Source organism: Streptomyces sp. Je 1-4 4N24 (genome assembly GCF_026239515.1).
In the GTDB taxonomy this organism is placed as follows: domain Bacteria; phylum Actinomycetota; class Actinomycetes; order Streptomycetales; family Streptomycetaceae; genus Streptomyces; species Streptomyces nigrescens.
This window is the reverse complement of record NZ_CP110836.1, coordinates 6589224-6610899: the sequence shown is the minus strand read 5'-3', so window position 1 is coordinate 6610899 and position 21676 is coordinate 6589224. Positions and strand designations below refer to the sequence as shown.

Below are 21676 nucleotides of genomic sequence, written 5' to 3'. Positions count from 1 at the left end.
GGGTCACCCCAGCGCCGCCACCCGTTCCCGATACCCCCGGACCGCCGCCGCGTCCCGGTACGGCTCCAGGCGGCGCTCGAACTCCCGGACGTACTCGTGGGCCCGTACGGACCGCATCTCGGAGGCCTGGAGCGCGGCCTCGGCGCCCAGCGTGCAGGCCTGCTCCAGCTCCCCCAGGCCCAGCCGCGCGGTCGCCAGCACCACCCGGCAGAAGAGCCGGCTGCGGGCGAAGCCGGCCGCGCGCAGCTGGAGGGAGCGTTCGGCGTGCTGGGAGGCCGCGCGGTACTGCTGGAGATCGCGGTGGCAGTGCGCCAGTTCGTCGGCCAGCTGCGCCTCGTCGAAGAAGCGCGCCCAGTACGGGGTGTCGTCGCCGGGGCGGGCGGTCTCCAGCGCCCGCTCGGCGCGGGCCAGCGCCGCCGTACAGGCCCGGACCTCGCCCAGGACGCCATGTCCGCGGGCCTCCGCGGAGTGCAGCAGCGCCTGCACCGTGGGCGGCGCACTGCTGCCGATGCCCTGCTGGGCGACGCGCGCCAGCTGGACGGCCTCCCTGCCGTGCCCCAGATAGACGGCCTGCCGGCTCATCGTCACCAGGACGTAGGACCCGTACGCCCGGTCGCCGGCCGCCTGGGCCAGCCGCAGGGCCTGGACGAAGTACCGCTGCGCCAGACCGTGGGCCGCGATGTCGTACGAGGTCCAGCCCGCCAGCCGGGTCAGATCGGCGGCGGCGGCGAACAGCCGGCGGCCGGTGGCCTCGCCGTAGGTGCCGCGCAGCATCGGCTCGGCCTCGTGCTCCAGATAGCGCACCAGGGCCTGCCGGGCGTGGCCGCCGCCGTAGGCGTGGTCCAGCGCCCGGAACAGCTCGCCGACCGAGCGCAGCGCCGCGATGTCACCGGAGGTGACCCGGGAGCCCTGGGTGCGGTCGACCCGGTCGTTGCGGCGCTGGCGCGGCACCGTGACCCGGCCCTGTGCGGGCACCCGGCCCGCGCCCTCGGGCTGGGCCGCCTCACCGCGGGCGACGCGTTCGTCGGCGCGGCCGATCAGCCAGTCCCGGCTGGGCACCACGAGCCCGGCCGGGGTGAAGGCGATCTTGCGGAGCTCCGCGTGGCTGCCGGAGTCCTTGCGCCACAGGCCGCTGACGATGTCCACCGCCTCGCTGGGGGTCGCGGCGAATTCCAGTCCGGCGTACACCGGCGCGCAGGCGTCCAGGCCGAGGTCCTGTGCGGACAGCCGGCGCCCCAGCCGGCGGGTGAACACCTCCGCGATGAGCGCGGGGGTGGTGCCTCTGGGCTGCTGGCCGCGCAGCCAGCGGGTCACCGACGTCTTGTCGTAACGGAGGTCGAGGCCGTGCTCGATACCCAGCTGATCGACGCGTCTGGCCAGCCCGGCATTGGAGAATCCGGCCTCGGCGATGAGCGCGGCGAGCTGGCGGTTGGGCGTGTGGTGCGGGGGTCGTTCCGTCATCAGCTTTACCGGTCTCCTGCCTTCCGGGCCGCACTGCCGGGTTCGGCGGACCCTGTCCGGCATGCTCATCGCCCTTGTGGAACGGCGTGAATGTAACGGCCTTCGGCGGCCCATTCGCGGCCCTGTGACCCGCGTTCATCCGATCGTGTGAGCAGGGACGCACCGGCCGGGACAGCGGCCGCCTGCGGGGACCGGGCACGGCGGCCGTACAGTGGCATGGGCGCGAAGTGGCATCAACGTTGCAGCAAAGTGCAACAGAGGTTCGAAGAGGAGCTGCCGTGACTGCGATCTCTCGGGGGGAGACCCCCGCACCCGAGGGGCTGCGCTTTGTGCATCTGGGCTTCGGCGCCGACGCCGTGGAGTACACATCTGCCTGGCAGGAGCAGCGCCGGGTGCATACCGCCCGGTTCGCCGACGAGGTGCCCGACACCTGTCTGCTGCTGGAGCACCAGGCCGTCTACACCGCCGGACGGCGTACCTCCGACGACGAGCGCCCGCTGGACGGGACCCCGGTTGTCGACGTGGACCGCGGCGGGAAGATCACCTGGCACGGGCCGGGCCAGCTGGTGGGCTACCCCATCCAGAAGCTGCCGCGCCCGGTTGACGTCGTGGCCCATGTCCGCCGCCTCGAAGAGGCACTGATCCGGGTCTGCGCCGAGTTCGGCGTCACGGGCACCCGGGTCGAGGGCCGCAGCGGTGTGTGGGTGCTGGGCGACCCGGTCGAGGAGCGGGCGGCCCTGGGCGGGCTGAATCTCGACTTCGACCCGCGGGTCACGGACGAGCTGTTCGACCCGCGGCTGAACGGCCCGGAGTACGCGCCGTCCAACGCCGGCCAGCGCCGTGAGGACCGCAAGCTCGCCGCGATCGGCATCCGCGTCGCCAAGGGCGTCACGATGCACGGCTTCGCGCTCAACGTGAACCCCGACAACACCTCGTTCGACAAGATCGTGCCGTGCGGCATCCGGGACGCCGGTGTCGCCTCCCTGGCCAACGAGCTCGGCCGCGAGATCACCATCGCCGATGTACTGCCCGTCGCCGAGAAGCATCTGCGGGACGTCCTCGAGGGCGCCGAGCTGCTCCCCCGCGCGGTCTGACCGGACGGCCGCCGACCATGCACCCCGGAGACCACCGGGAATGCAACCCCGCCATACGGGGTTGCACCGCACGTAAAGACGTGCGAATCAACGGGCGTACCCTGGTGTACGCCGAAGAAACGAAGTCGTAGGGAGCCGGACGTGTCCGCAGTCGCACCCGACGGACGCAAGATGTTGCGCCTGGAGGTCCGGAACAGCCAGACCCCCATCGAGCGCAAGCCCGAGTGGATCAAGACCCGGGCGAAAATGGGTCCCGAGTACAACCACCTCCAGGGCCTGGTCAAGAGCGAGGGTCTGCACACGGTCTGCCAGGAGGCGGGCTGTCCCAACATCTTCGAATGCTGGGAGGACCGCGAGGCCACGTTCCTCATCGGCGGCGAGCAGTGCACCCGCCGTTGCGACTTCTGTCTGATCGACACCGGGAAGCCGCAGCCCCTGGACCGCGACGAGCCCCGCCGGGTCGCCGAGTCCGTGCAGACCATGGGCCTGAAGTACGCCACGATCACCGGCGTCGCGCGCGACGACCTGGACGACGGCGGCGCCTGGCTCTACGCCGAGACGGTCCGGCAGATCCACGCCGCGATGCCCGACACCGGCGTCGAGCTGCTGATCCCCGACTTCAACGCGGTCCCCGAGCAGCTCGCCGAGGTCTTCTCCTCCCGCCCGGAGGTGCTGGCCCACAACGTCGAGACGGTCCCGCGGATCTTCAAGCGGATCCGCCCCGGCTTCCGTTACGAGCGCTCGCTGGAGGTCATCTCCAAGTCCCGCGAGGCCGGTCTGGTCACCAAGTCCAACCTCATCCTGGGCATGGGCGAGGAGCGCGAGGAGATCAGCCAGGCGCTGCAGGACCTCTACGACGCGGGCTGCGAGCTGATCACGATCACCCAGTACCTGCGACCGACCGTGCGCCACCACCCCATCGACCGCTGGGTCAAGCCCGCCGAGTTCGTGGAGCTGAAGGAAGAGGCCGAGGAGATCGGCTACGCGGGTGTCATGTCCGGCCCGCTGGTCCGCTCCTCCTACCGCGCCGGCCGCCTTTACCAGCAGGCCGTCGAGCGGCGCGAGGTCGAGGCGTCCAGTCAGGCGGTTTGACGCTCCCGGCGCGCCGTCTTGTGAAACGTGGCACATGCTGAGGACGCGGCCCGCACTCCCCCAGGACGGGGGGCGTGGGGGCCGCGTCAACGTTTCATTGGTGTTTGACCGGCAGGTCATCCGTTGGTAACACCTTTCGGTGACGATGGATGCACGCACCGCTCCCGCACCTCACTCCTGCTTCTCCGAACAGATCAGAGGGAGTCACCCACCATGCAGGCCGCGCCGCTCCGCGCCACACCCGCCAGCCCCGCTCTCCCGCTCCCCTCGGTCACCGGCGCCCTGCGTGCCGTCGAGGCCGTCCTGATGCGTGGCGGGCAGCGCACCGCCCGCCGTAACGCCTGGACGTCCGTCCTGGAGGACCGCCGCCGCGCCAAGGACCGCCACGAGGCCGAGTACGTACTGGAGGCCGCGGCGACCCGGCGCCCGCACGCCACGTAAACTTCGCTGTATGGCGAGGAAGGCAAACTCAGACGGCGCTGCCGGCGCTGAGAACACCGGGCGGCTGAAGCAGATCGCCCTGACCTACAAGATGACCCGTCGGGTCGACTCCAAGGTCGGTCTTGTCGTCGCTGGTGTAGGCATCGTCGTATTCGGCGTTCTCCTTGCCATCGGCTTCGCGATCGGCCACCCCATCTACGCGGGGATCCTGGGCTTCGTCCTGGCCTTCCTCGCGATGGCGATCGTCTTCGGACGGCGCGCCGAGCGAGCTGCCTTCGGGCAGATGGAAGGCCAGCCCGGTGCGGCCGCCGCCGTGCTGGACAACGTCGGCCGCGGCTGGACGGTCACCCCCGCGGTGGCCATGAACCGCAGCCAGGACGTGGTCCACCGTGCCGTCGGCAAGGCCGGCATCGTGCTGGTCGGCGAGGGCAACCCGAACCGTCTCCGTGGCCTGCTGGCCGCCGAGAAGAAGCGGATGGCGCGTACCGTCGCCGACGCCCCGGTCCACGACATCATCGTGGGCGACGACGAGGGCCAGGTGTCGCTGAAGAAGCTCCGTACGACGCTGCTGAAGCTGCCGCGGGTGCTGCCCGGCGCGCAGGTGACGGCCGTCAACGACCGGCTCAAGGCGCTGGGCGACCTGATGAGCAACATGCCGGTCCCGAAGGGCCCGATGCCGAAGGGCATGCGGATGCCCAAGGGCGGCGGCAAGATGCGCTGACCGCCCGCCGGCCGCACCTACACCGGCCGCCGGACCGACACCTGACCGCACGACGACGCCCCGGGCCCTTGGGCTCCGGGGCGTTTCGTATGCGGTCGGTGGGCGGCAGGCCCGCAGGCGGTGCGAATGCGGCGAGGGGTGCGCGCGGCCGGGGGCTGGTGCGCGCTGATGGGGGCTGAGGCGGGGCCCTCGTAGAGCTCTACGGGAGCTCTTCGGGCTCTACGGCCACGCCACCGGGCCCACGACGAGCCATCGGCTTCCCCGGTACGGCTACGGCGTCCCGCCCCTCACAGACGGACCTGTACGGCACGTGCGAGGCGATCGTGCAGCCCCCGCCCGTCCCGGTCCCACACCACCGCCGGAATGACCACCACCAGCAGCACCGTGCGCAGCACGACCCGCGGCAGCGAGATCCGGCCACCGCCCTCGGCGATCACCCGCAGGCCCAGCAGCCGCTTGCCCGGGGTGAAGCCGACCGTGCCGACCGTCAGGACGCTGAGCACCGCGAAGACCACCAGCGCCCAGTTGCTCGCCGCCTGCGCCCTACCGCCGCTGAGCAGGCCGTACGCGATGAGCAGGCACAGCGCCCAGTCGATGAAGAGCGCGGCGAAACGCCGCCCGGGGCGCGCGATCGAGCCCGGCCCCTCCTCCGGCAGCCCGAGCTGCTGCCCGCGGTGTCCGAACTCGACACCCATGTCCTCGGCTGCCGCGCGGGGCCCGGAGATCCACGATCCGATTGCTCGCCTGTTGTCCACCCGACCACGGTACTGCGACCGCATACGTTCCCTTCCCGGAGGGCCGGTCGGGGCGGGGGCGGCGGGCCGCACGGACCGCGCGCGAGGGGCCGTCCGGGAGGCGCGGTCCAGAAGGGGGCAGGACGGCTCGGCGGGCCACCGGCCGGGACGGCGGCAGCGGCCGCCCGGAACGCCCCTCTTTGGCGCACACTGGGAGGTAAGGGCGGCCGCTGCCGGTTAACCTCGGCGAAACAAATGGGTCATGCTTGGGAAATCCCGCCTGCCTATGGTCGGGCATCGCGCCACCGCACATGGTCGCGTTCCGAGTAGCAATCCCGCGTCCGCCGACCGGTGACCGGGCTAGGAGGAGTTGGATGTTCCAGAACGCCGACGAGGCCAAGAAGTTCATCGCGGACGAGGACGTGAAGTTCGTCGACGTCAGGTTCTGCGACCTGCCCGGTGTGATGCAGCACTTCACCATCCCGGCAAAGGCGTTCGACCCGGCCGAGGAACTCGCCTTCGACGGCTCCTCGATCCGCGGCTTCCAGGCCATTCACGAGTCCGACATGGCGCTGCGCGCGGACCTGTCGACGGCTCGCGTGGACCCGTTCCGCCGCGACAAGACCGTCAACATCAACTTCTTCATCCACGACCCGATCACGGGCGAGCAGTACAGCCGTGACCCGCGCAACATCGCCAAGAAGGCCGAGGCCTACCTCGCCTCCACCGGCATCGCGGACACCGCGTTCTTCGGCCCCGAGGCCGAGTTCTACGTCTTCGACAGCGTGCGCTTCGAGACCGGCGCGAACCAGTCCTTCTACCACATCGACTCCGAGGCCGGCGCCTGGAACACCGGCTCGGAGGAGAACAACCGCGGCTACAAGGTCCGGTACAAGGGCGGCTACTTCCCGGCCCCGCCGGTCGACCACTTCGCCGACCTGCGCGCCGAGATCTCCCTGGAGCTGGACAAGGCCGGCCTGGAGGTCGAGCGCCAGCACCACGAGGTCGGCACGGCCGGCCAGGCGGAGATCAACTACAAGTTCAACACGCTGCTCGCCGCCGCCGACGACCTGATGCTCTTCAAGTACATCGTGAAGAACGTCGCCTGGCGCAACGGCAAGACCGCGACCTTCATGCCCAAGCCGATCTTCGGTGACAACGGCTCCGGTATGCACGTCCACCAGTCCCTGTGGCAGGGTGGCGCGCCCCTCTTCTACGACGAGCAGGGCTACGCGGGCCTCTCGGACACCGCCCGCTACTACATCGGCGGCATCCTCAAGCACGCCCCGTCGCTGCTGGCCTTCACCAACCCGACGGTGAACTCCTACCACCGCCTGGTCCCCGGCTTCGAGGCCCCGGTCAACCTGGTCTACTCGCAGCGCAACCGCTCCGCGGCCATGCGTATCCCGATCACGGGCTCGAACCCCAAGGCCAAGCGCGTCGAGTTCCGCGCCCCGGACCCGTCCTCGAACCCGTACCTCGCCTTCTCCGCCCTCCTCCTCGCGGGCCTGGACGGCGTCAAGAACAAGATCGAGCCGGCCGAGCCGATCGACAAGGACCTCTACGAGCTCGCCCCCGAGGAGCACGCGGGCGTCCCCCAGGTCCCGACCTCCCTCCCGGCCGTCCTCGACGCCCTCGAGGCCGACAACGAGTACCTCCAGCAGGGCGGCGTCTTCACCTCCGACCTGATCGAGACCTGGATCGACTACAAGCGCACCAACGAGATCGCCCCGATCCAGCTGCGGCCGCACCCGCACGAGTTCGAGCTTTACTTCGACATCTAAAAAGCAGGGTTGAGTAACCCGGAGCCAGGCACCGGAAACCTGCTGTGAGCTGGGAGAACGCTGCTCAGTGGTTCCCACTTTTCCTGGCTGGTTTCCAGGTGCTGGTGCACCGGGTGTGCACCAACAGTTTCAATTCCTGACCGACAATCAGATGCGAGAGTGAGGGCCGCCGCCTCCGGCAAGGAGGTGGCGGCCCTCACTTGCGTGTGGAGTCATCAGCGTCCACTCAGAGGACCTCTTGGTCTCCTGGCAATGGGCCGGGTCGCTGATCTGGCCTCGGCTGACCGTTAGCGGACGCGTGCACCGCCGCTACGAGCGCTGCCTGATCGCGGCAGGGGCGCCGCTGAGCTGAGTCGACGGGACTTGTCCAGGGTCTTGTTCATCGCCTGGAAAGCCGCACTCCTGGCATCGGGTGGCACCCGCGGGTGCGTGTCGAGGCGACGGTCGTGGCGTGATGACACAGGCCGGGGCCGGGACGTCATTTCCGAGCCGAAGCCCAACTCCCGCGGCAGCCACTCCCACTGGGTCCCCGTGAGCGGCACGAACAAGATCCCTGCAGACACGCACGAGCGTCCAGCGGCCATCGGCCGGGTTCCTGGTCCGTTGCTGCCGGGACCGGCGGCAACGGCCCCCCTCGCGACATGAACGCCCACGGGATGTGCGCTTCGGTGTGGGAGCTTGCGCACGGGCCGAGGTGGGTGTGTGAGGCAGCTCACGCCCGGGGGCTGCATAGCGGGACGTGGGTCAGTGCCTTTGTAGGGGTGTAGGCGAGTGATCGAGGCGAGGGACGGCGTTGATGGGGCAGTTGCGGGCCGATGCGTTCGACCGGTTCGTCGCGGCTCGTTGGTCGGCACTGCTTCACCTGGCGCATCTGCTCACCGGTGGAGATCGGCATCGGGCCGAGGATCTGCTGCAGGAGGCGCTGGTCAAGCTGTGGTTCGCGTGGCCGAGGGTGGCAGAGCAGGCGCCGGAGGCGTATGTGCGCCGGGTGCTGGCACGTGCGGCGGCGCGCTCGGCGCGACGTCGCTGGTGGGGCGAGCGTCCGGTGGAACGGTTGCCGGAGCTTCCCGAGGCCGGCGATGTGGCCGCTGCCGTGGAGGAACGGACTCGGTTGGAGGCGGCGTTGGCATTGCTGCCGGTGCGACAGCGCGCCGCGGTGGTGCTGCGCTATTACCAGGACTTGTCCGAGGTGCAGGTTGCCGAGGCGCTGGGGTGCCCGGTGGGCACCGTCCGGTCCCTTACGTCACGGGGCGTGGCGCGGCTGCGGCAGCTCCTGGGTGACGCCATCGAGCCGGTGAAGTGAAAGGAGACATCATGGAAGACTTCGAACACGAACTCGCGCGGATGATGCGCGATACCCAGGCAAACACCCCCTTTGAGGATCAGCACCGGCAGCGGCTGCAAGCTGGGGTCCGTGCCCGTCGGCGTGCCCGGACGGTCTGGGTGGCCACCGGCTCGGCGCTGACGATCGCCGGGCTCGGCGTCGGGTTGGAAGTCCTGCCGAGCGCTTCCGCTCAAGGCGGGCCCACCGTTCCTCATCACCAACCCACCTCCACGACCGCGCCGGTCCCCCTTCCGACCCGCACCTGCACGACCGTGCCGGTCCACATTCCGACCCACACATCGACGACCGTGCCGGTCCCGATGCCCACCCGCACCTGCACGACCGCGCCGGCCCCGATCCCGACTCACACCTCAAAGGCCAAGTAGCGCCGGCCACGGTTCGGACCATGGCGGTTGAGGAGCGGACGGTAACGGCGGGAACCGAGACCAAGGCGGGGGGATCTTGGAGCGGCGGGCATCGACCCGCTGGCGGAACAGCCTGACGCCAAACTGACAGCGCGCCCGGGATGGAGGAGATGGAGCGGGAGCGTCGTCAGTACGCTTCGAAACTCGCCGCTCACCTGCGCGGCTCCGTTCGGCGGCGGCACCGGGTCGAGGAGCGCCTCGCCCCATGCGAGCGCTGCGCCGCACTGCTGCTGGAGCTTCGAGTCGACCACCACCGACCGCCCGCCGACCGGCAGACCCGCGAGCCGACACCGGTGAGATCCGCGTACCCGCCGGGTCGGCTGCCCACGCCGCGACCAGGCCACCGGGCCGCAGCGGGTCAGGGCATTACCCGAACCAACTCGCCGTCGACATCCACATGCCGGGCACCTGCGGAAGCAACTATCTGACGGAAGACGATCTCCAGAATCTCCACATCAGCAACAACGACGCTGCCAGAGTGCCTGTTGGCCCCACCGCAATCGGGCAGAGCCGTTATTTCACAGACAACCAGCCATTGAGCGGGTCCCGCCGGCGAAGGCGCCAACCAAGAGATCGCCATGCGATGCCGCTACCAAAGACGTGCCGGCGCACGAGCTCCATGACTTCACGTCAGTCTTTGCTGCACTCAGAAAGCTACTCCTGGCCAGCGATGACAGCTGCCTGCAACTGGAATGTTGAGGCGCATTCAGATCGACAGAGGTGATTGATGTCAGCCCGCGAAGATAACCGCGGTCGACCCAACTCCTACCCATGCGCCTTACCTGACCGATTGCTTCGGAAGCTGAATGACTGCACCTCAGCGAGCCGTCACCAACGGGTGTTCCGACCACTGGGGTGGCAGCAACTCGGCGGGCAAGGGAAGCCGGGAATCAGTGCAAACACCTATCAACTCGAGAGATTAAGGACGACTTGAAAAGTGCCTGCCGTATTCGTGAGGGTATTCAAAGAACCCGGCCTTCGCAAAAAGATACTCTTCACGCTTGGAATCTTGCTTCTCTATCGGTTGGGGCAGAACGTTCCAGTCCCTGGGGTGGATTATCGGAGCGTTACGCAGTGCATCAAGGCGGGCGGCGGCAACGACGGCCTCTTCAGCCTGATCAACATGTTCAGCGGTGGTGCGCTACTGCAGCTCACCATCTTCGCCCTGGGGATCACGCCGTACATCACGGCGAGCATCATTCTTCAGCTGCTGACGGTGGTCATTCCGCGCCTGGAGGCGCTGAAGAAGGAGGGCCAGTCGGGCACCGCGAAGATCACCCAGTACACCCGGTACCTGACGCTGGGCCTGGCGGTGCTTCAGGGCGCCGCCCTTGTAGCCAAAGCCCAAAGCGGTGGGCTCTTCCCCACCTGCCAGGTCCGCAACCAGATCGTCCCGGACACCTCGGTCTTCCAGACCTCCGTCATGGTCATCACCATGACCGGCGGCACCGCCCTGGTGATGTGGCTCGGAGAGCTCATCACCGACCGCGGCATCGGCAACGGCATGTCAATCCTGATGTTCACCTCCCTCGCCGCCAGCTTCCCGGCCAACCTGTGGGGGATCAAGAAGTCGGGTGAAATCCTGGGCGGCTGGGGCGAGTTCGCCATCGTGATCGCGGTCGGCCTCTGCATGGTTTGCCTCGTGGTCTTCGTCGAGCAGGCGCAGCGCCGGATCCCGGTCCAGTATGCAAAACGAATGATCGGCCGCCGTTCCTATGGCGGCACTTCGACCTACATCCCGCTGAAGGTGAACCAGGCGGGTGTAGTTCCCGTCATCTTCGCCTCATCGCTACTTTCCATCCCCAGTTTGATCGATCTCGGCGGTAACTCATCGTCAGGGTGGGCCCGGTGGATCGCCACCAATCTCGCCAGGGGTGACCAACCGATCTATCTGACGCTTTACTTCCTGCTGATCGTTTTCTTCGCATTCTTCTACGTCGCCATCTCCTTTACCCCCAAAGAAGTTGCCGACAACATGAAGAAGCATGGCGGGTTCATCCCCGGTATCCGGGCTGGACGACCCACGGCTGACTACCTGGGCTACGTGCTCAACCGGATCACCTGGCCGGGAGCGCTCTACCTTGGGCTGATCGCCCTTGTGCCCACAGCGGCACTGGTGCTGTTCCACAGCAGCGATTTCCCGTTCGGCGGCACAAGCATCCTCATCATCGTGAGTGTCGGATTGGAGACCGTGAAGCAGATCGAGAGTCAGCTCCAGCAACGCAATTACGAAGGGTTTCTGCGCTGACTCGGATTGCCCTGGCCGCAATGGCCACCGCAGCCAGTCGCACTTCGGCCTTGGAAGCAGCGGAGTTCTCGAGGTTCCGAGGAAATCCGGTGGGCTGCCCGGCTTGCTCCAGTCATGATCTGTTCATGGATACCTATCTGGAGACCGATCGCCTGGTCCTGCGGCGCTTCACTGCCGATGACGCCGACCTGCTGATCGAGCTGGACAGCGACCCAGCGGTGATGCGCTACCTGACCGGCGGCCGGCCCACCGCGCCGCAGGTCGTCCGAGAGCAATACCTGCCGCGCATCCTCGCCGGCTACGAGCGGTGGGACGGCGCACTGGGGCTCTTCGCCGCGCACGAAAAGGACGGCGGTGCATTTATCGGCTGGTTCCACTCCCGTCCACAACCAGAGGGCCCGCTGGACGAAGTCGAACTCGGCTACCGGCTGCGACAGGCGGCATGGGGCAAGGGCTATGCGACCGAGGGCTCGCGAGCCTTGCTGGCGAAGGCATTCACTGAGCTCGGTGTGCGCATGATCTGGGCCGAGACGATGTCCGTGAACCACGGTTCGCGCAACATCATGGAAAAGCTCAAGATGACGCTCACGGACAACATCCCCACCCCCTCCGACATGGAGATGATCGAGGGCTCCGTGCACGGGGGCGTCCGGTACGAGATCACCAGGGAGCAGTGGAAGCAGTAGTAGCCCTGGTTTGCGCGGCATCGAGTCATCAGGCAGTCAGCCGCCGCCGGGTGCCGGTCTCACCGGCCAACGGCCGAGACTTCCCGAGCGGTTGCCTCCCCCTGGGGCGAAGGCAACCGCTCGTTGTGCGTCTCTGTGGGGGCAGTCTGCGGAACCGGTCACTTCCCGCTGGCCCGGATCGCCGTCAGTCCTTTATCCGTAGGTCCGTAGACCTGGTCGTTGTCGGCCCAGAAGGCTACGGGGGAGGTCCATGAGGCGGTGCTGCCGCTGAATTCGTAGGTCCAGTGGGCTTTTCCGTTGTCGGTGTCGAGGGCCCAGAGTTGGGCCTGGGCCCAGAGGTAGAGCTTGTCGGCGGTGCACTGGAGGGCGAGGACTCCGGAGCGGAGGGTCGGGAGGGAGCCTGCCCAGCGTACGGTGCCGGTTTTGGCGTGGAAGGCGTAGACGAAGAGGTGGCCCTGGTAGTCGGGGCCGGCGGCGTAGACGGTGGCGCCGTCGGGTGCGGCCGCCACGGCGTGGAAGATCCTGCGGTCGGGGGAGTGCCAGGCCTCCTGGCCGTTTGTCGCGTCGACGGCATAGAGGCGGTCGGACAGGTAGAGGAAGTTGCCGCCGGCTGAGCAGTGCGGGCCATCGTGCCAGGAGACGCTGAAGATGTCGTTGCCGTGGCCGGAGGTCTGGCCGCCTCCTGGGACGGGCTGTTGCCACTGGGGCTTGCCGCGGGCGTTGATGTCCAGTCCGGAGAGCTTCGGGGCGCTCCCGTCGGGGTTGCTGCTCGTCCACAGCAGGCGGGTACCGGACGACGGGACTTTCAGGGAGTTCTGTCCCAGGGTGGCGCTCGCGACGGTGGTCTCCCAGCGGATCTTTCCGGTCGCCTGGTCCACGGCCCAGATGAAGCTCTTTTGGGAGAACGGGTCCAATCCCTTCGACTGGCCGGAGCGCAGCTTTTCGAGTTGGGAGCGCAGCTTCTTCATGTCGGAGGAGAGGTTGCTGCGCGACATCGTGCCGGTGACGTAGACCGTGTCGTCGAGCGTCCCGGGCAACCACGCGGTGGCCACTTCGGTGTCCGGCCCGCCGGTGGTCCAGGCGACCTTGCCGGTGGCGAGGTCCACGGCCCGCAGTACATGGGCCGGTTCAAGCACCCAGCCCGTCCGGCCGCGCATCTTCGTCTGCCCCACGGCGAACGCCCTGCCGTGGCCGACGGCGACGGGGCAGCCGCCCATACCGGCGGTCATCTGGGTCGAGAGGTTGTCCAGCGGCCCCCACTTGGGGCGGCCTGCCCGGTCGAAGGCCCAGAGGTGCTTGCCGCTGACGGCGACGACCGTCCCGTCCCCGCCCGTCACCTGGGTCAGCGGTTCGGTGAGGGGCGCCGTCCACAGCGGGGTCGCGGCGGTGCGGGTGGCGAGCGAGCGCGAGGGGTCCTTGAGGGAGCGGGCGGCCGACGGTTTCCCGTCGGCGCGGCCGTCCCACAGCGACAGGGCGAGCGTCGTGCCGCCGCCGGCCAGCGCCACGGTCCCGCCGGCCAGGCCGAGCAGAAGCTTGCGGCGGGTGGGCCGCGGGGCCGGGTCCGGAGCCGGTGGCGCGTCCGGGAAGCCCGGGACGGGTGCGTACGAGGGTTGCGGCCACCCCGGCGCGGGCGTCTGTCCGGCGGCCGGGGAGGGCCAGGCCCCGGGGACGGACAGGAGTTGTGTGGCCGGGGTCGGTGCGGCGTCAGCATCGTCGGGCAGCGCGGGCAGGCGTTGCGTCGGGCCCGGAGCGGACGGCTGGGCGGGCGCCATGACCGCGGACGCCTCTTCGATCGCGGCGATCAGGACCGGGGGCAGCCAGCCTCCCGGTGCCGCCGACTCCGCTTCCCGCTCGATGAATTGGACGACCTGTCGCGGCGTCGGACGATCGGTGGGGTCCTTCGCGAGGCAGGCCGCGACCATCAGGCGCAGCCCGTCCGGTACCGCGGACAGATCCGGCTCGTCGTCCACCACCCGTTTCAGGACGTCCGGGACGCGGCCCGTGCCGAACGGACTCGACCCGAGCGCGGCGAAGGCGAGGGTCGCACCCAGCGAGAACATATCGCTCGCCGGGGAGAGCGGTTCCCCTTTTCCCTGCTCGGGCGACATGTACGCGGGTGTGCCGAGGACCACTCCGGTGGTGGTCAGCGCGGTCCCCTCGGCGGCTCGCGCGATGCCGAAGTCGATGACGTACGGCCCGTCGAGAGCCAGCAGCACGTTCGCGGGTTTCAGGTCCCGGTGCGTCAGTCCCGCGGCGTGGATGGTCACCAGCGCCTCGGCGATGCCGGCCGTCAGGGCCCGTAACGCCGTCTCGGGCAGCGGGCCGCCGATCGTCACCGCGCGGTGCAGGGAGATCCCCGGTACGAAGGCCGTCGCCATCCACGGCACGGCGGCGTCCGGGTCCGCGTCGACCACCGGGGCGGTGAAGGCACCGGACGCGGCCCGCGCGGCCGACACCTCGGCACGGAACCGGGCGCGGAACTTGGGGTCGCCGGCGAGTTCCGGGCGGATCAGTTTCACTGCGACGGTGCGGCCACCGGCCGACCGTCCGAGGTAGACCGATCCCATGCCGCCCGATCCCAGGCGGCCCAGCAGTGTGTAGGGGCCGACCCGGGGCGGGTCCGAGGGGTCCAACGGCTCCATTCTCAGGCTCCGTTCGCATGCAGTGCGGCGACTGTCGTGGCCGTCGGGTCCGAGAGGCAGAGGCGGCCGTCACCGGCTGTCCACGCCAGTTTCGAGGGATCGGTTCCCTTCATGCCGGTGTACTTCCAGCGGGGTTTGCCGTTCGACGGGTCAAATGCCCACACGACGGAGTCCGCACCCATCCGGTACAGGTTTCCGTCGGCACACAGGAGGCGGGCGCCGAGGGACCGGGAGTCCTTGGAGTCGGCGGGGATCGGCACCTTCCACCGCGTCCGGCCGGTCCCGCTGTCCAGGGCGCCCAGTGAGTAGCCGTGGTCCTTGTCCTGCCAGAGGGCGTACAGGACGCTTCCGTCCTTGTCGGTGGCGATGCCGTCGCCCCGGAGGGACATCGGGACGGCGTCCGGAACCTCCCACACGCTCTTTCCGGTCGCCGCGTCCAGCGCCGACATCCGGCCGCCGCCGTCGACGAGGACGAAGTGCCGCCCGGCGGCGTCGACGGTGTGCGGCTCCACCTTCTTCGACCACGCGACCTCGCCCTTGGCGTCGAGCGCCCACAGCCGGGTGGTGCTCGCGAACAGGGCGCCGTCACCGCGCTGCGGCAGGGCCGAGAAGATGAGATCCGCGCCCTCGCCGTGGAACCAGGAGGTTTTGCGGGACGCGAGGTCCAGCGCCCAGACGTGGTAGCCGGCGGGAGTCGGACCGTGGTCCTTCCCGTCCCCGAAGCCGATCAGATACGCCGTGCCGTCGAGAATGCCGCAGAAGCGGAGCACTCCCTGGGTGTGGGGCCGGTCCAGCGTCGCTGTCCAGGCGGCCTTCCCCTTGGCCAGGTCGATGGCGAGTACGGCGTTCCGCATCTTCATCGACTTCATCGCCATCCCGGCCACGTACAGGTGGCCGTCGTCCACCGCGGCGATGACATTCGGCAGCGAGCCCTGAACCGAGAAGGCGATGCCGTGGTCGGCGCCGTTCACGGTCCACTTCGTACGGCCGTCGTCGTCGAGCCCCACGACCTTCTCGAGGGAGGGGCACACCACCACGCCGTCGGTCGAGATCACCTGCGGGCAGGTCGCGGGCTGTTTCATCTTCCAGGCCAGGGTCGCCTCGGGGACATCGTTGCCAGAGGGGCGGGGGCCGCTGCCCGACCCGTCCTTGGCCTCCCCGGAAGCGCTCAGGGCCAGCCCGAGCCAGGTGCCCGCGCCGGCCACCGCGAGCGTTCCCCCGGTGAGCCCGAGGAGCAGCTTTCTGCGCCCCAGCCAGGGGCGGCCCGACGGGGACTGCGAGCCACCCGCATCCGGACCGCCCGCATTCGAACCGCCTGCATTACCGCCCGGCTCCGGACCGCCCAGCTCCGGACCGCCCGCATCCGGACCGCCCGACTCCGCCGGGACGGGTTCCGCCGGCCCGGAGGCCGGAGCGCCGAGGGCCGGGGTGACGTGGGTGAACGGCAGGGTCGGCGGGGGTTCGGGCAGGGTCGTCATGACGGCCCGCACGGCGATGATGTCGGCGGCGACCGCGTCCGGGAGCCAGCCGCCCGACGGGACGGGGTGGCCCTCCCGCTCGACGAACTCGGACACCTGGCGCGGGGTCGGCCGGTCGTCGGGGTCCTTGGCCAGACAGGCCGCGATCAGGTCCCGGAGCCCCGCCGGGACCGCGCCGAGGTCCGGTTCGGTGTGCACGATGCGGAACAGCACCCCCGCTGCCGCACCCGCGCCGAACAGACTGTCGCCGCGTGCGGCGAAGGCAATCGCCGAGCCCAGCGAGAAGGTGTCGCTGGCCGAGGTGAGCGCCTCCCCCACCGCCTGCTCCGGCGACATGAACGGCGCCGAGCCGATGATCGCGCCGGTGGACGTCAGGGCCGTGCCGTCGACGGCCCGCGCGATCCCGAAGTCGATGACGCGCGGCCCGTCCAGCGCCAGCAGGACGTTCGCCGGTTTCAGATCCCGGTGGATCAGCCCGGCGTCGTGCACACTGGCCAGCGCCTCCGCCACCCCGGCCGTCAACGCCCACAGCACGTTCTCGGGCAGCGGACCCCGTGTGCCCACCGCCTGGTCCAGCGATACGCCGACGACGAAGGTGGTCGCCATCCACGGGATCTGAGCCCGCGTATCGGCGTCCACGACCGGGGCCGTGAAGGCCCCGGAGACCAGCCGCGCCGCCTCGACCTCGCGCTGGAACCGGTCCCGGAACGCGTCGTCCCGCGCCAGATCCGGCCGCACCACCTTCACCGCGACCGTACGGCCCCGGGCCCGGCCGAGGTACACCGCGCCCATCCCTCCGGCACCCAAGCGGCCGAAGAGCGTGTAGGGCCCGATCTGCCGCGGGTCCGCGGCACCGAGCTGCTTCATCGCATCCCCCTTCAATGAGCCTCCACAGGCTACTGCCGGATCCGCGGGCACCCACCCTGATTCGGATCAACCCGTCCGGCCCAACGGGCGGTGCTTTTCCGGCTGTTGGGGACGACGGCTCGCCGCTGGGCCGGAGCTACGCACCCTCCGCCCGGGGTTGACCCCGGCGCCGCTTCCCCTGCCTCCGACCCGCCGTGCGGGTGGGCCTGCCGGGAGCCGTGACCTGCGAGGGGCGGGCGGAGGGCGGACCCGGGCGCTCGGGCGGGGACCTCCCGGCGGCCGGGCACACCCACCCCCATAGCAGCTCAACTCTCATGCCACAACGCCTTGTTGACACCGCCACACGGGTCGCTCCACCATCTGAGAGCAGTCACATCGGTCTCACACCGAAACACGGGGGAAGTTGCATGAAGATCCTTTCCAGGGCCGTATTACGCGGCCGGACCGCCGCACTCGCCGGCCTCGCCGCCCTGGCCGGAACACTCGGAGTGTTCGGACCGGCCGTGCCCGCCGCGCAGGCCGCGGCCCCGCCGCCGCACTTCGCGGACGGTTTCGGCCTCACGGTGGTCGGCCAGCCGAAGTGGGCGGACGACAGCAGGCGCACGTTCACCTTCAAGGTGAAGTCCGACCAGGTCCCGGCGTACTCCGTGCTGCCGGGTCAGGTCTCGGGCGAGCACACCGTCATGGTGACCCTGCCGACCGGGTACGACGGCGCTGCCGCCACCCGCTACCCGGTGAACTACACCCTGCACGGCGCCCCGGAGTACCCCGACGCCCCGCGCAACAAGGCCATCACCGAGCAGGCGACCGAAGGCGTTCCGCTGATCACCGTGACGCCGAACGGCAGTGGCCGCGGCTGGTACTCGAACTGGGTCAACCCCGGCGGGCTCGGCCGTCAGAACTGGGAGACCTTCCACCTCGACCAGCTCATCCCGCTGGTCGACGCCAACCTGAAGACGGTCCCCGGCAAGGAGGGCCGGGCGGTCTCCGGCCACTCAATGGGCGGCTTCGGGGCGTTCCACTACGCCGAGCACCGTCCGGAGCTGTTCAGCTATGTGGGCAGCTTCTCCGGCGACCTCGATCTGAACCCGGAGATCCGCGCCGCCGTCGTCGGCAGCGAGCTGATGCCGGCGTACGGCACACCGACCGTCGCGGCCGACGCGATCTTCGGGTCGCCGGTGTGGCCCCTCGACGGCGTCTGGAACGAGCAGAGCCCCGCCCAGCACGTCAAGGCGCTGCGCGGGATGGGCGTCGCGATGTACGCGGGCGACGGCGGCAACCTGACGGTCGACCCGGTCCTGGCCGTGGCCGAGAACCGGGTCAGGCAGACGGCCGTGACGACCGCCGCCAACCTGACGGCGGAAGGCATCCCGTACCGCTTCGCCGACTACCGCGACGGCAGCGCGTGGGGCAAGGGCTGCAACGGCAAACACAGTCAGCAAGCCTGCCTGCAGGCCGATATGAACGACTTCGTGAAGTTGATCATGAAACGCTTCGCGCGCCCGTGACCGTCACCGCGGGTGGACCGGCGCCGCTCCTTGAGGCAGGAGCGGCGCCGTGACCGGCCCGCCGCCGGCCCGGCGCGAGGGCCTGACGCATCACCAGGAGGCTCCGACGCACCCCCACGAGGGCCCGGCGTACCACCCGGCAGGCGGGACCACCGGGCACGGGCCGCCCCGGGCCCACACGATCGGACCGGTGACCACCGGACACCCCCCGCGGTCGAGCTTCGATACCGCGCTGGACGACGACGCGGACCGGCTCGCGAAGTCGCTCCGCACACAGTGGCGGGAAGAGGAGAAACAGCGGAAGATCCGGGACCCGATCGCGCTGCCGGTGCGCTGGCAGGCGGCGTCCGATGAGGTGATGGACCACTGGGCCAACATCTGCCGTTGCCCGGCCGGAGTCGCTCCCCGCCCGCCGGTCCTGGCCGGTCAGCTGGACGAGATCGTGCGGGTCCATCACCGGATTCCCTCCCGGCGGCTGGTGGTGCTGGGCCGGGCGGGATCGGGAAAGACGACCCTGGCCCTGCGGTTCGTGCTGGATCTGCTGGCGGCCCGGAGCAGCCCCGCCGACCCCGTTCCGGTGATCTTCAGCCTCGCGTCATGGAACCCCACCACCACGACACTGCACCGCTGGCTGACCGGTCAACTGGAGCGCAACCACCCCCGTCTGGCCGGGAAACGCGACCGCCCCGGCTCGGCCAGGGCTGCATCCGACGCCTCGACACGGGCGGAAGAGCTGATCGACAACGACCGCATCCTGCCCGTGCTGGACGGGTTCGACGAGATCCCCGCCCTTCTGCGCCGTCCCGCGCTGACAGCGCTCAACGACACCGATATGCCCCTGCTGCTGACCAGCCGCCGCACCGCGTACACCACCGCCGTGAAGGGCGCCAGGGCCCTGACCTCCGCCGCGGCCGTCGAACTGATCGACCTGGCCCTGACCGACCTGGACCACTGTCTGCCGCGCGGCACGCGCAAGACGGCCGCCGCCTCGACCGCGTGGGATCCCGTCCTGAGTCATCTGCGCAAGCACCCTCAGCACCCGGCGAGCATCCGGCTCGCCACGGTGCTGAGGACTCCGCTGATGGTCATGCTGGCCCGCACCATCTACAGCGACGCCCCGGACCGCGACCCCTGGGTACTGCTGACCGACGAGTTCAGCAGCACCGATGACCTTGAAGATCACCTGCTGGACCACTTCATCCCGACGGTCTACCGCGACCGGCCCCGCGCCCACCGCACACGTGTCCCGCACCTGCTCGGCCACCTCGCCCGGCACCTGGACCAGCTCGACACCCGCGACCTCGCCTGGTGGCAGCTGGGCAGCACCCTGCCCCGCTGGTTGCGGATGTGCCTGATCGGGCTCGTGGCCGGTCTGGCCTTCGGGCTCGTGGACACGCTGGTGCTGTGGTTCTCGTTCTGGTACGCGGGACACGGACTCGTTACGGGACTCGTGAAGGGGCTCCTGAACGGGCTCTCGTTCGGGTTCACGTCCGGGCTGGGCTTCGGTCTCGTGTACGGGCTCAGATACGGGCACGGGGCGCGTGAGCCGTCACGGGCACGCGTGCGGCTTCGCGGCGGCACGAAGGAGATGCGCAAGGAGTTCGTCTTCAGGCTGGCGATCGGACTCGTGGGCGGGTTCGGCTTCGGGTTCACGGCCTGGCTCGTGGACACGCTCGTGCTCGGACTGACGGGACCGGACGGATACGGGCTCATGACCTTGCTCGCCCACGGGTCGGGAGTCGGGCTCCGCGCCGGGCTCCCGTACGGCCTTGCCGTGGGGCTCACCTTCGCGCTCACGGCCGTGCTGGAAACCCCCGTCGACCTCGAAACCGCCGTCGGCCCCCACGACCTGTTGCACACCAACCGCACGACCACCCTCTTCCATCTGCTGATGTTCGGGCTCTTCATCGGGCTCGCGGGCGGGATCCTGTGCTGGATGCAGGAGTTCAGGATCATCGACTGGATCCTGTTCGGCGTCGTGGGCTGGCTGGGCGGTGGGCTCGCCTACGGACTCAGCCTGACGGCGTGGGGCCAGTGGGTGACGCTGTCCCGCATCTGGCTGCCGCTGACCGGGCGGCTGCCCTGGGCGGTGAGCGCCTTCCTGCGGGACGCCCACCGGCGCGGTGTGCTGCGCCAGGCCGGTGCGGTCTACCAGTTCCGCCACGCCCGGCTCCAGGAGCACCTGGCCCGCGGCTCCCGGACGGCAGGGTGAGACGGTGTGGTGCGTCCCGGCCGGGTCCGGCCGGTTCGGTGCTCTCGCCCCCGCGCTCCCATCGCGCCCCCCCCGAGGCAGACTGGCGATATGCCTGAATTGCCGGAAGTTGAATCGCTCGCCCGGTTCCTCGCCGACCACCTGGCCGGCCGGACCGTCGAGCGGGTGTATCCCGTCGCCGTGCACGCACTCAAGACCTATGACCCGCCGGTCACCGCGCTCGAAGGGGGAGCGTTCGCGGGGGTGACGCGGTACGGGAAGTTTCTCGATTGTCAGGTCGGGGGGCTGCATCTGGTGCTGCATCTGGCCCGAGCGGGGTGGGTGCGGTGGAGCGACAAGCTGCCGGCGGTGCCGCCGCGGCCCGGGAAGGGCCCGCTGGCGCTGCGGGTACGGCTCGCCGGACCGGACGGGGCGGGGTTCGACGTGACCGAGGCGGGGAGCCAGAAGCACCTCGCGGTGTATGTCGTACGGGATCCGCGGGAGGTGCCCGGTGTGGCGCGGCTGGGGCCCGATCCGCTGTCGGCGGACTTCACCCCGGCGGCCTTCCGGGCGCTGCTGGAGGGGGAGCGCCGCCAGATCAAGGGCGTACTGCGCGACCAGAGCGTGCTGGCGGGGATCGGGAACGCCTACTCGGACGAGATTCTGCACGCCGCCCGGATGTCACCGTTCAAACTGGCCGCGAAGCTCTCCGAGGAAGAGGTGGAGCGGCTGTACGCGGTGATCGGGACGACGCTCCAGGAGGCGGTCGAGCGGTCCCGGGGGCTGGCCCTGAAGGACCTCAAGGCGGAGAAGAAGAGCGGGCTGCGGGTGCACGGGCGGAAGGGCGAGCCCTGCCCGGTGTGCGGGGACACGATCCGCGAGGTGTCGTTCAGCGATTCGGCGCTGCAGTACTGCCCCACCTGCCAGACGGGCGGTAAGCCCCTCGCGGACCGGCGGCTGTCCCGGCTGCTGAAGTAGAC

16 protein-coding genes are annotated in these 21676 nt (G+C 69.8%); 12 read left to right on the top strand and 4 right to left on the bottom strand.

From position 1 onward, the window contains the following. Window positions 1-3: 3 nt before the first annotated feature. The gene (locus SLV14N_RS28840; RefSeq protein WP_208684830.1) at window positions 4-1461 is read right to left on the bottom strand and encodes a regulator; all 1458 of its coding nucleotides are present in this window, start codon (window positions 1459-1461) and stop codon (window positions 4-6) included. Window positions 1462-1739: 278 nt separating this feature from the next. On the opposite strand from SLV14N_RS28840, the gene lipB reads away from it, so the two are divergent. From lipB to SLV14N_RS28820, 4 genes are all read left to right on the top strand, one after another. After that, complete coding sequence (gene lipB, locus SLV14N_RS28835) at window positions 1740-2555, top strand: lipoyl(octanoyl) transferase LipB (protein WP_127150488.1); 816 nt, start codon at window positions 1740-1742, stop codon at window positions 2553-2555. 141 nt (window positions 2556-2696) lie between these two features. Then, window positions 2697-3647: a lipoyl synthase gene (gene lipA / locus SLV14N_RS28830; protein ID WP_208684828.1), complete on the top strand. Its 951-nt coding sequence runs from the start codon at window positions 2697-2699 to the stop codon at window positions 3645-3647. Window positions 3648-3860: 213 nt separating this feature from the next. Further along, window positions 3861-4088: a hypothetical protein gene (locus SLV14N_RS28825; protein WP_018090134.1), complete on the top strand. Its 228-nt coding sequence runs from the start codon at window positions 3861-3863 to the stop codon at window positions 4086-4088. Window positions 4089-4098: 10 nt separating this feature from the next. Beyond that, window positions 4099-4809: a DUF4191 domain-containing protein gene (locus SLV14N_RS28820; protein ID WP_208684826.1), complete on the top strand. Its 711-nt coding sequence runs from the start codon at window positions 4099-4101 to the stop codon at window positions 4807-4809. A 287-nt stretch (window positions 4810-5096) separates the two neighbouring features. On the opposite strand, the gene SLV14N_RS28815 is transcribed toward SLV14N_RS28820, so the two are convergent. Beyond that, window positions 5097-5564, bottom strand: coding sequence for an RDD family protein (locus SLV14N_RS28815; RefSeq protein WP_263271680.1), 468 nt, complete (start codon window positions 5562-5564; stop codon window positions 5097-5099). 353 nt (window positions 5565-5917) lie between these two features. Between SLV14N_RS28815 and glnA the strand changes: the two genes are divergently transcribed. From glnA to SLV14N_RS28790, 5 genes are all read left to right on the top strand, one after another. Then, window positions 5918-7327 (top strand): type I glutamate--ammonia ligase, encoded by a 1410-nt coding sequence (gene glnA / locus SLV14N_RS28810; RefSeq protein ID WP_018090137.1) that lies wholly within the window; start codon window positions 5918-5920, stop codon window positions 7325-7327. 796 nt (window positions 7328-8123) lie between these two features. Next, window positions 8124-8630: a SigE family RNA polymerase sigma factor gene (locus tag SLV14N_RS28805; RefSeq protein ID WP_208684824.1), complete on the top strand. Its 507-nt coding sequence runs from the start codon at window positions 8124-8126 to the stop codon at window positions 8628-8630. Window positions 8631-8641: 11 nt separating this feature from the next. Then, on the top strand, window positions 8642-9037 hold the full coding sequence (locus tag SLV14N_RS28800; RefSeq protein ID WP_208684822.1) for a cellulase: 396 nt from the start codon (window positions 8642-8644) through the stop codon (window positions 9035-9037). A gap of 976 nt (window positions 9038-10013) precedes the next feature. Further along, window positions 10014-11324, top strand: a complete 1311-nt coding sequence (gene secY / locus SLV14N_RS28795) for a preprotein translocase subunit SecY (protein WP_208684821.1) — start codon at window positions 10014-10016, stop codon at window positions 11322-11324. A 125-nt stretch (window positions 11325-11449) separates the two neighbouring features. After that, entirely contained in the window at window positions 11450-12010 is a 561-nt protein-coding gene (locus tag SLV14N_RS28790) for a GNAT family N-acetyltransferase (protein ID WP_263271679.1), read from the top strand. A gap of 158 nt (window positions 12011-12168) precedes the next feature. Here the strand turns inward: SLV14N_RS28790 and SLV14N_RS28785 are convergent, their stop codons facing one another. Both SLV14N_RS28785 and SLV14N_RS28780 read right to left on the bottom strand, forming a co-directional pair. Further along, window positions 12169-14652 (bottom strand): PQQ-binding-like beta-propeller repeat protein, encoded by a 2484-nt coding sequence (locus tag SLV14N_RS28785; RefSeq protein ID WP_263271678.1) that lies wholly within the window; start codon window positions 14650-14652, stop codon window positions 12169-12171. A gap of 2 nt (window positions 14653-14654) precedes the next feature. Then, window positions 14655-16997, bottom strand: coding sequence for a serine/threonine-protein kinase (locus tag SLV14N_RS28780; RefSeq protein ID WP_263271677.1), 2343 nt, complete (start codon window positions 16995-16997; stop codon window positions 14655-14657). A 407-nt stretch (window positions 16998-17404) separates the two neighbouring features. On the opposite strand from SLV14N_RS28780, the gene SLV14N_RS28775 reads away from it, so the two are divergent. From SLV14N_RS28775 to SLV14N_RS28765, 3 genes are all read left to right on the top strand, one after another. Then, window positions 17405-18505, top strand: a complete 1101-nt coding sequence (locus tag SLV14N_RS28775) for an alpha/beta hydrolase family protein (RefSeq protein WP_208684813.1) — start codon at window positions 17405-17407, stop codon at window positions 18503-18505. Window positions 18506-18695: 190 nt separating this feature from the next. Next, window positions 18696-20717: an NACHT domain-containing protein gene (locus SLV14N_RS28770; RefSeq protein ID WP_263271676.1), complete on the top strand. Its 2022-nt coding sequence runs from the start codon at window positions 18696-18698 to the stop codon at window positions 20715-20717. Between the two features lie 90 nt (window positions 20718-20807). Continuing rightward, window positions 20808-21674: an Fpg/Nei family DNA glycosylase gene (locus SLV14N_RS28765; RefSeq protein ID WP_263271675.1), complete on the top strand. Its 867-nt coding sequence runs from the start codon at window positions 20808-20810 to the stop codon at window positions 21672-21674. Window positions 21675-21676 lie beyond the last annotated feature (2 nt).

Bases quoted from the DNA above. Each gene is read 5' to 3' on its own strand.
- SLV14N_RS28840 (WP_208684830.1), bottom strand. From the start codon at position 1,461: ATGACGGAACGACCCCCGCACCACACGCCCAACCGCCAGCTCGCCGCG.
- SLV14N_RS28825 (WP_018090134.1), top strand. From the start codon at position 3,861: ATGCAGGCCGCGCCGCTCCGCGCCACACCCGCCAGCCCCGCTCTCCCG.
- SLV14N_RS28820 (WP_208684826.1), top strand. From the start codon at position 4,099: ATGGCGAGGAAGGCAAACTCAGACGGCGCTGCCGGCGCTGAGAACACC.
- glnA (WP_018090137.1), top strand. From the start codon at position 5,918: ATGTTCCAGAACGCCGACGAGGCCAAGAAGTTCATCGCGGACGAGGAC.
- SLV14N_RS28805 (WP_208684824.1), top strand. From the start codon at position 8,124: ATGGGGCAGTTGCGGGCCGATGCGTTCGACCGGTTCGTCGCGGCTCGT.
- SLV14N_RS28800 (WP_208684822.1), top strand. From the start codon at position 8,642: ATGGAAGACTTCGAACACGAACTCGCGCGGATGATGCGCGATACCCAG.
- SLV14N_RS28790 (WP_263271679.1), top strand. From the start codon at position 11,450: ATGGATACCTATCTGGAGACCGATCGCCTGGTCCTGCGGCGCTTCACT.
- SLV14N_RS28785 (WP_263271678.1), bottom strand. From the start codon at position 14,652: ATGGAGCCGTTGGACCCCTCGGACCCGCCCCGGGTCGGCCCCTACACA.
- SLV14N_RS28780 (WP_263271677.1), bottom strand. From the start codon at position 16,997: ATGAAGCAGCTCGGTGCCGCGGACCCGCGGCAGATCGGGCCCTACACG.
- SLV14N_RS28775 (WP_208684813.1), top strand. From the start codon at position 17,405: ATGAAGATCCTTTCCAGGGCCGTATTACGCGGCCGGACCGCCGCACTC.
- SLV14N_RS28765 (WP_263271675.1), top strand. From the start codon at position 20,808: ATGCCTGAATTGCCGGAAGTTGAATCGCTCGCCCGGTTCCTCGCCGAC.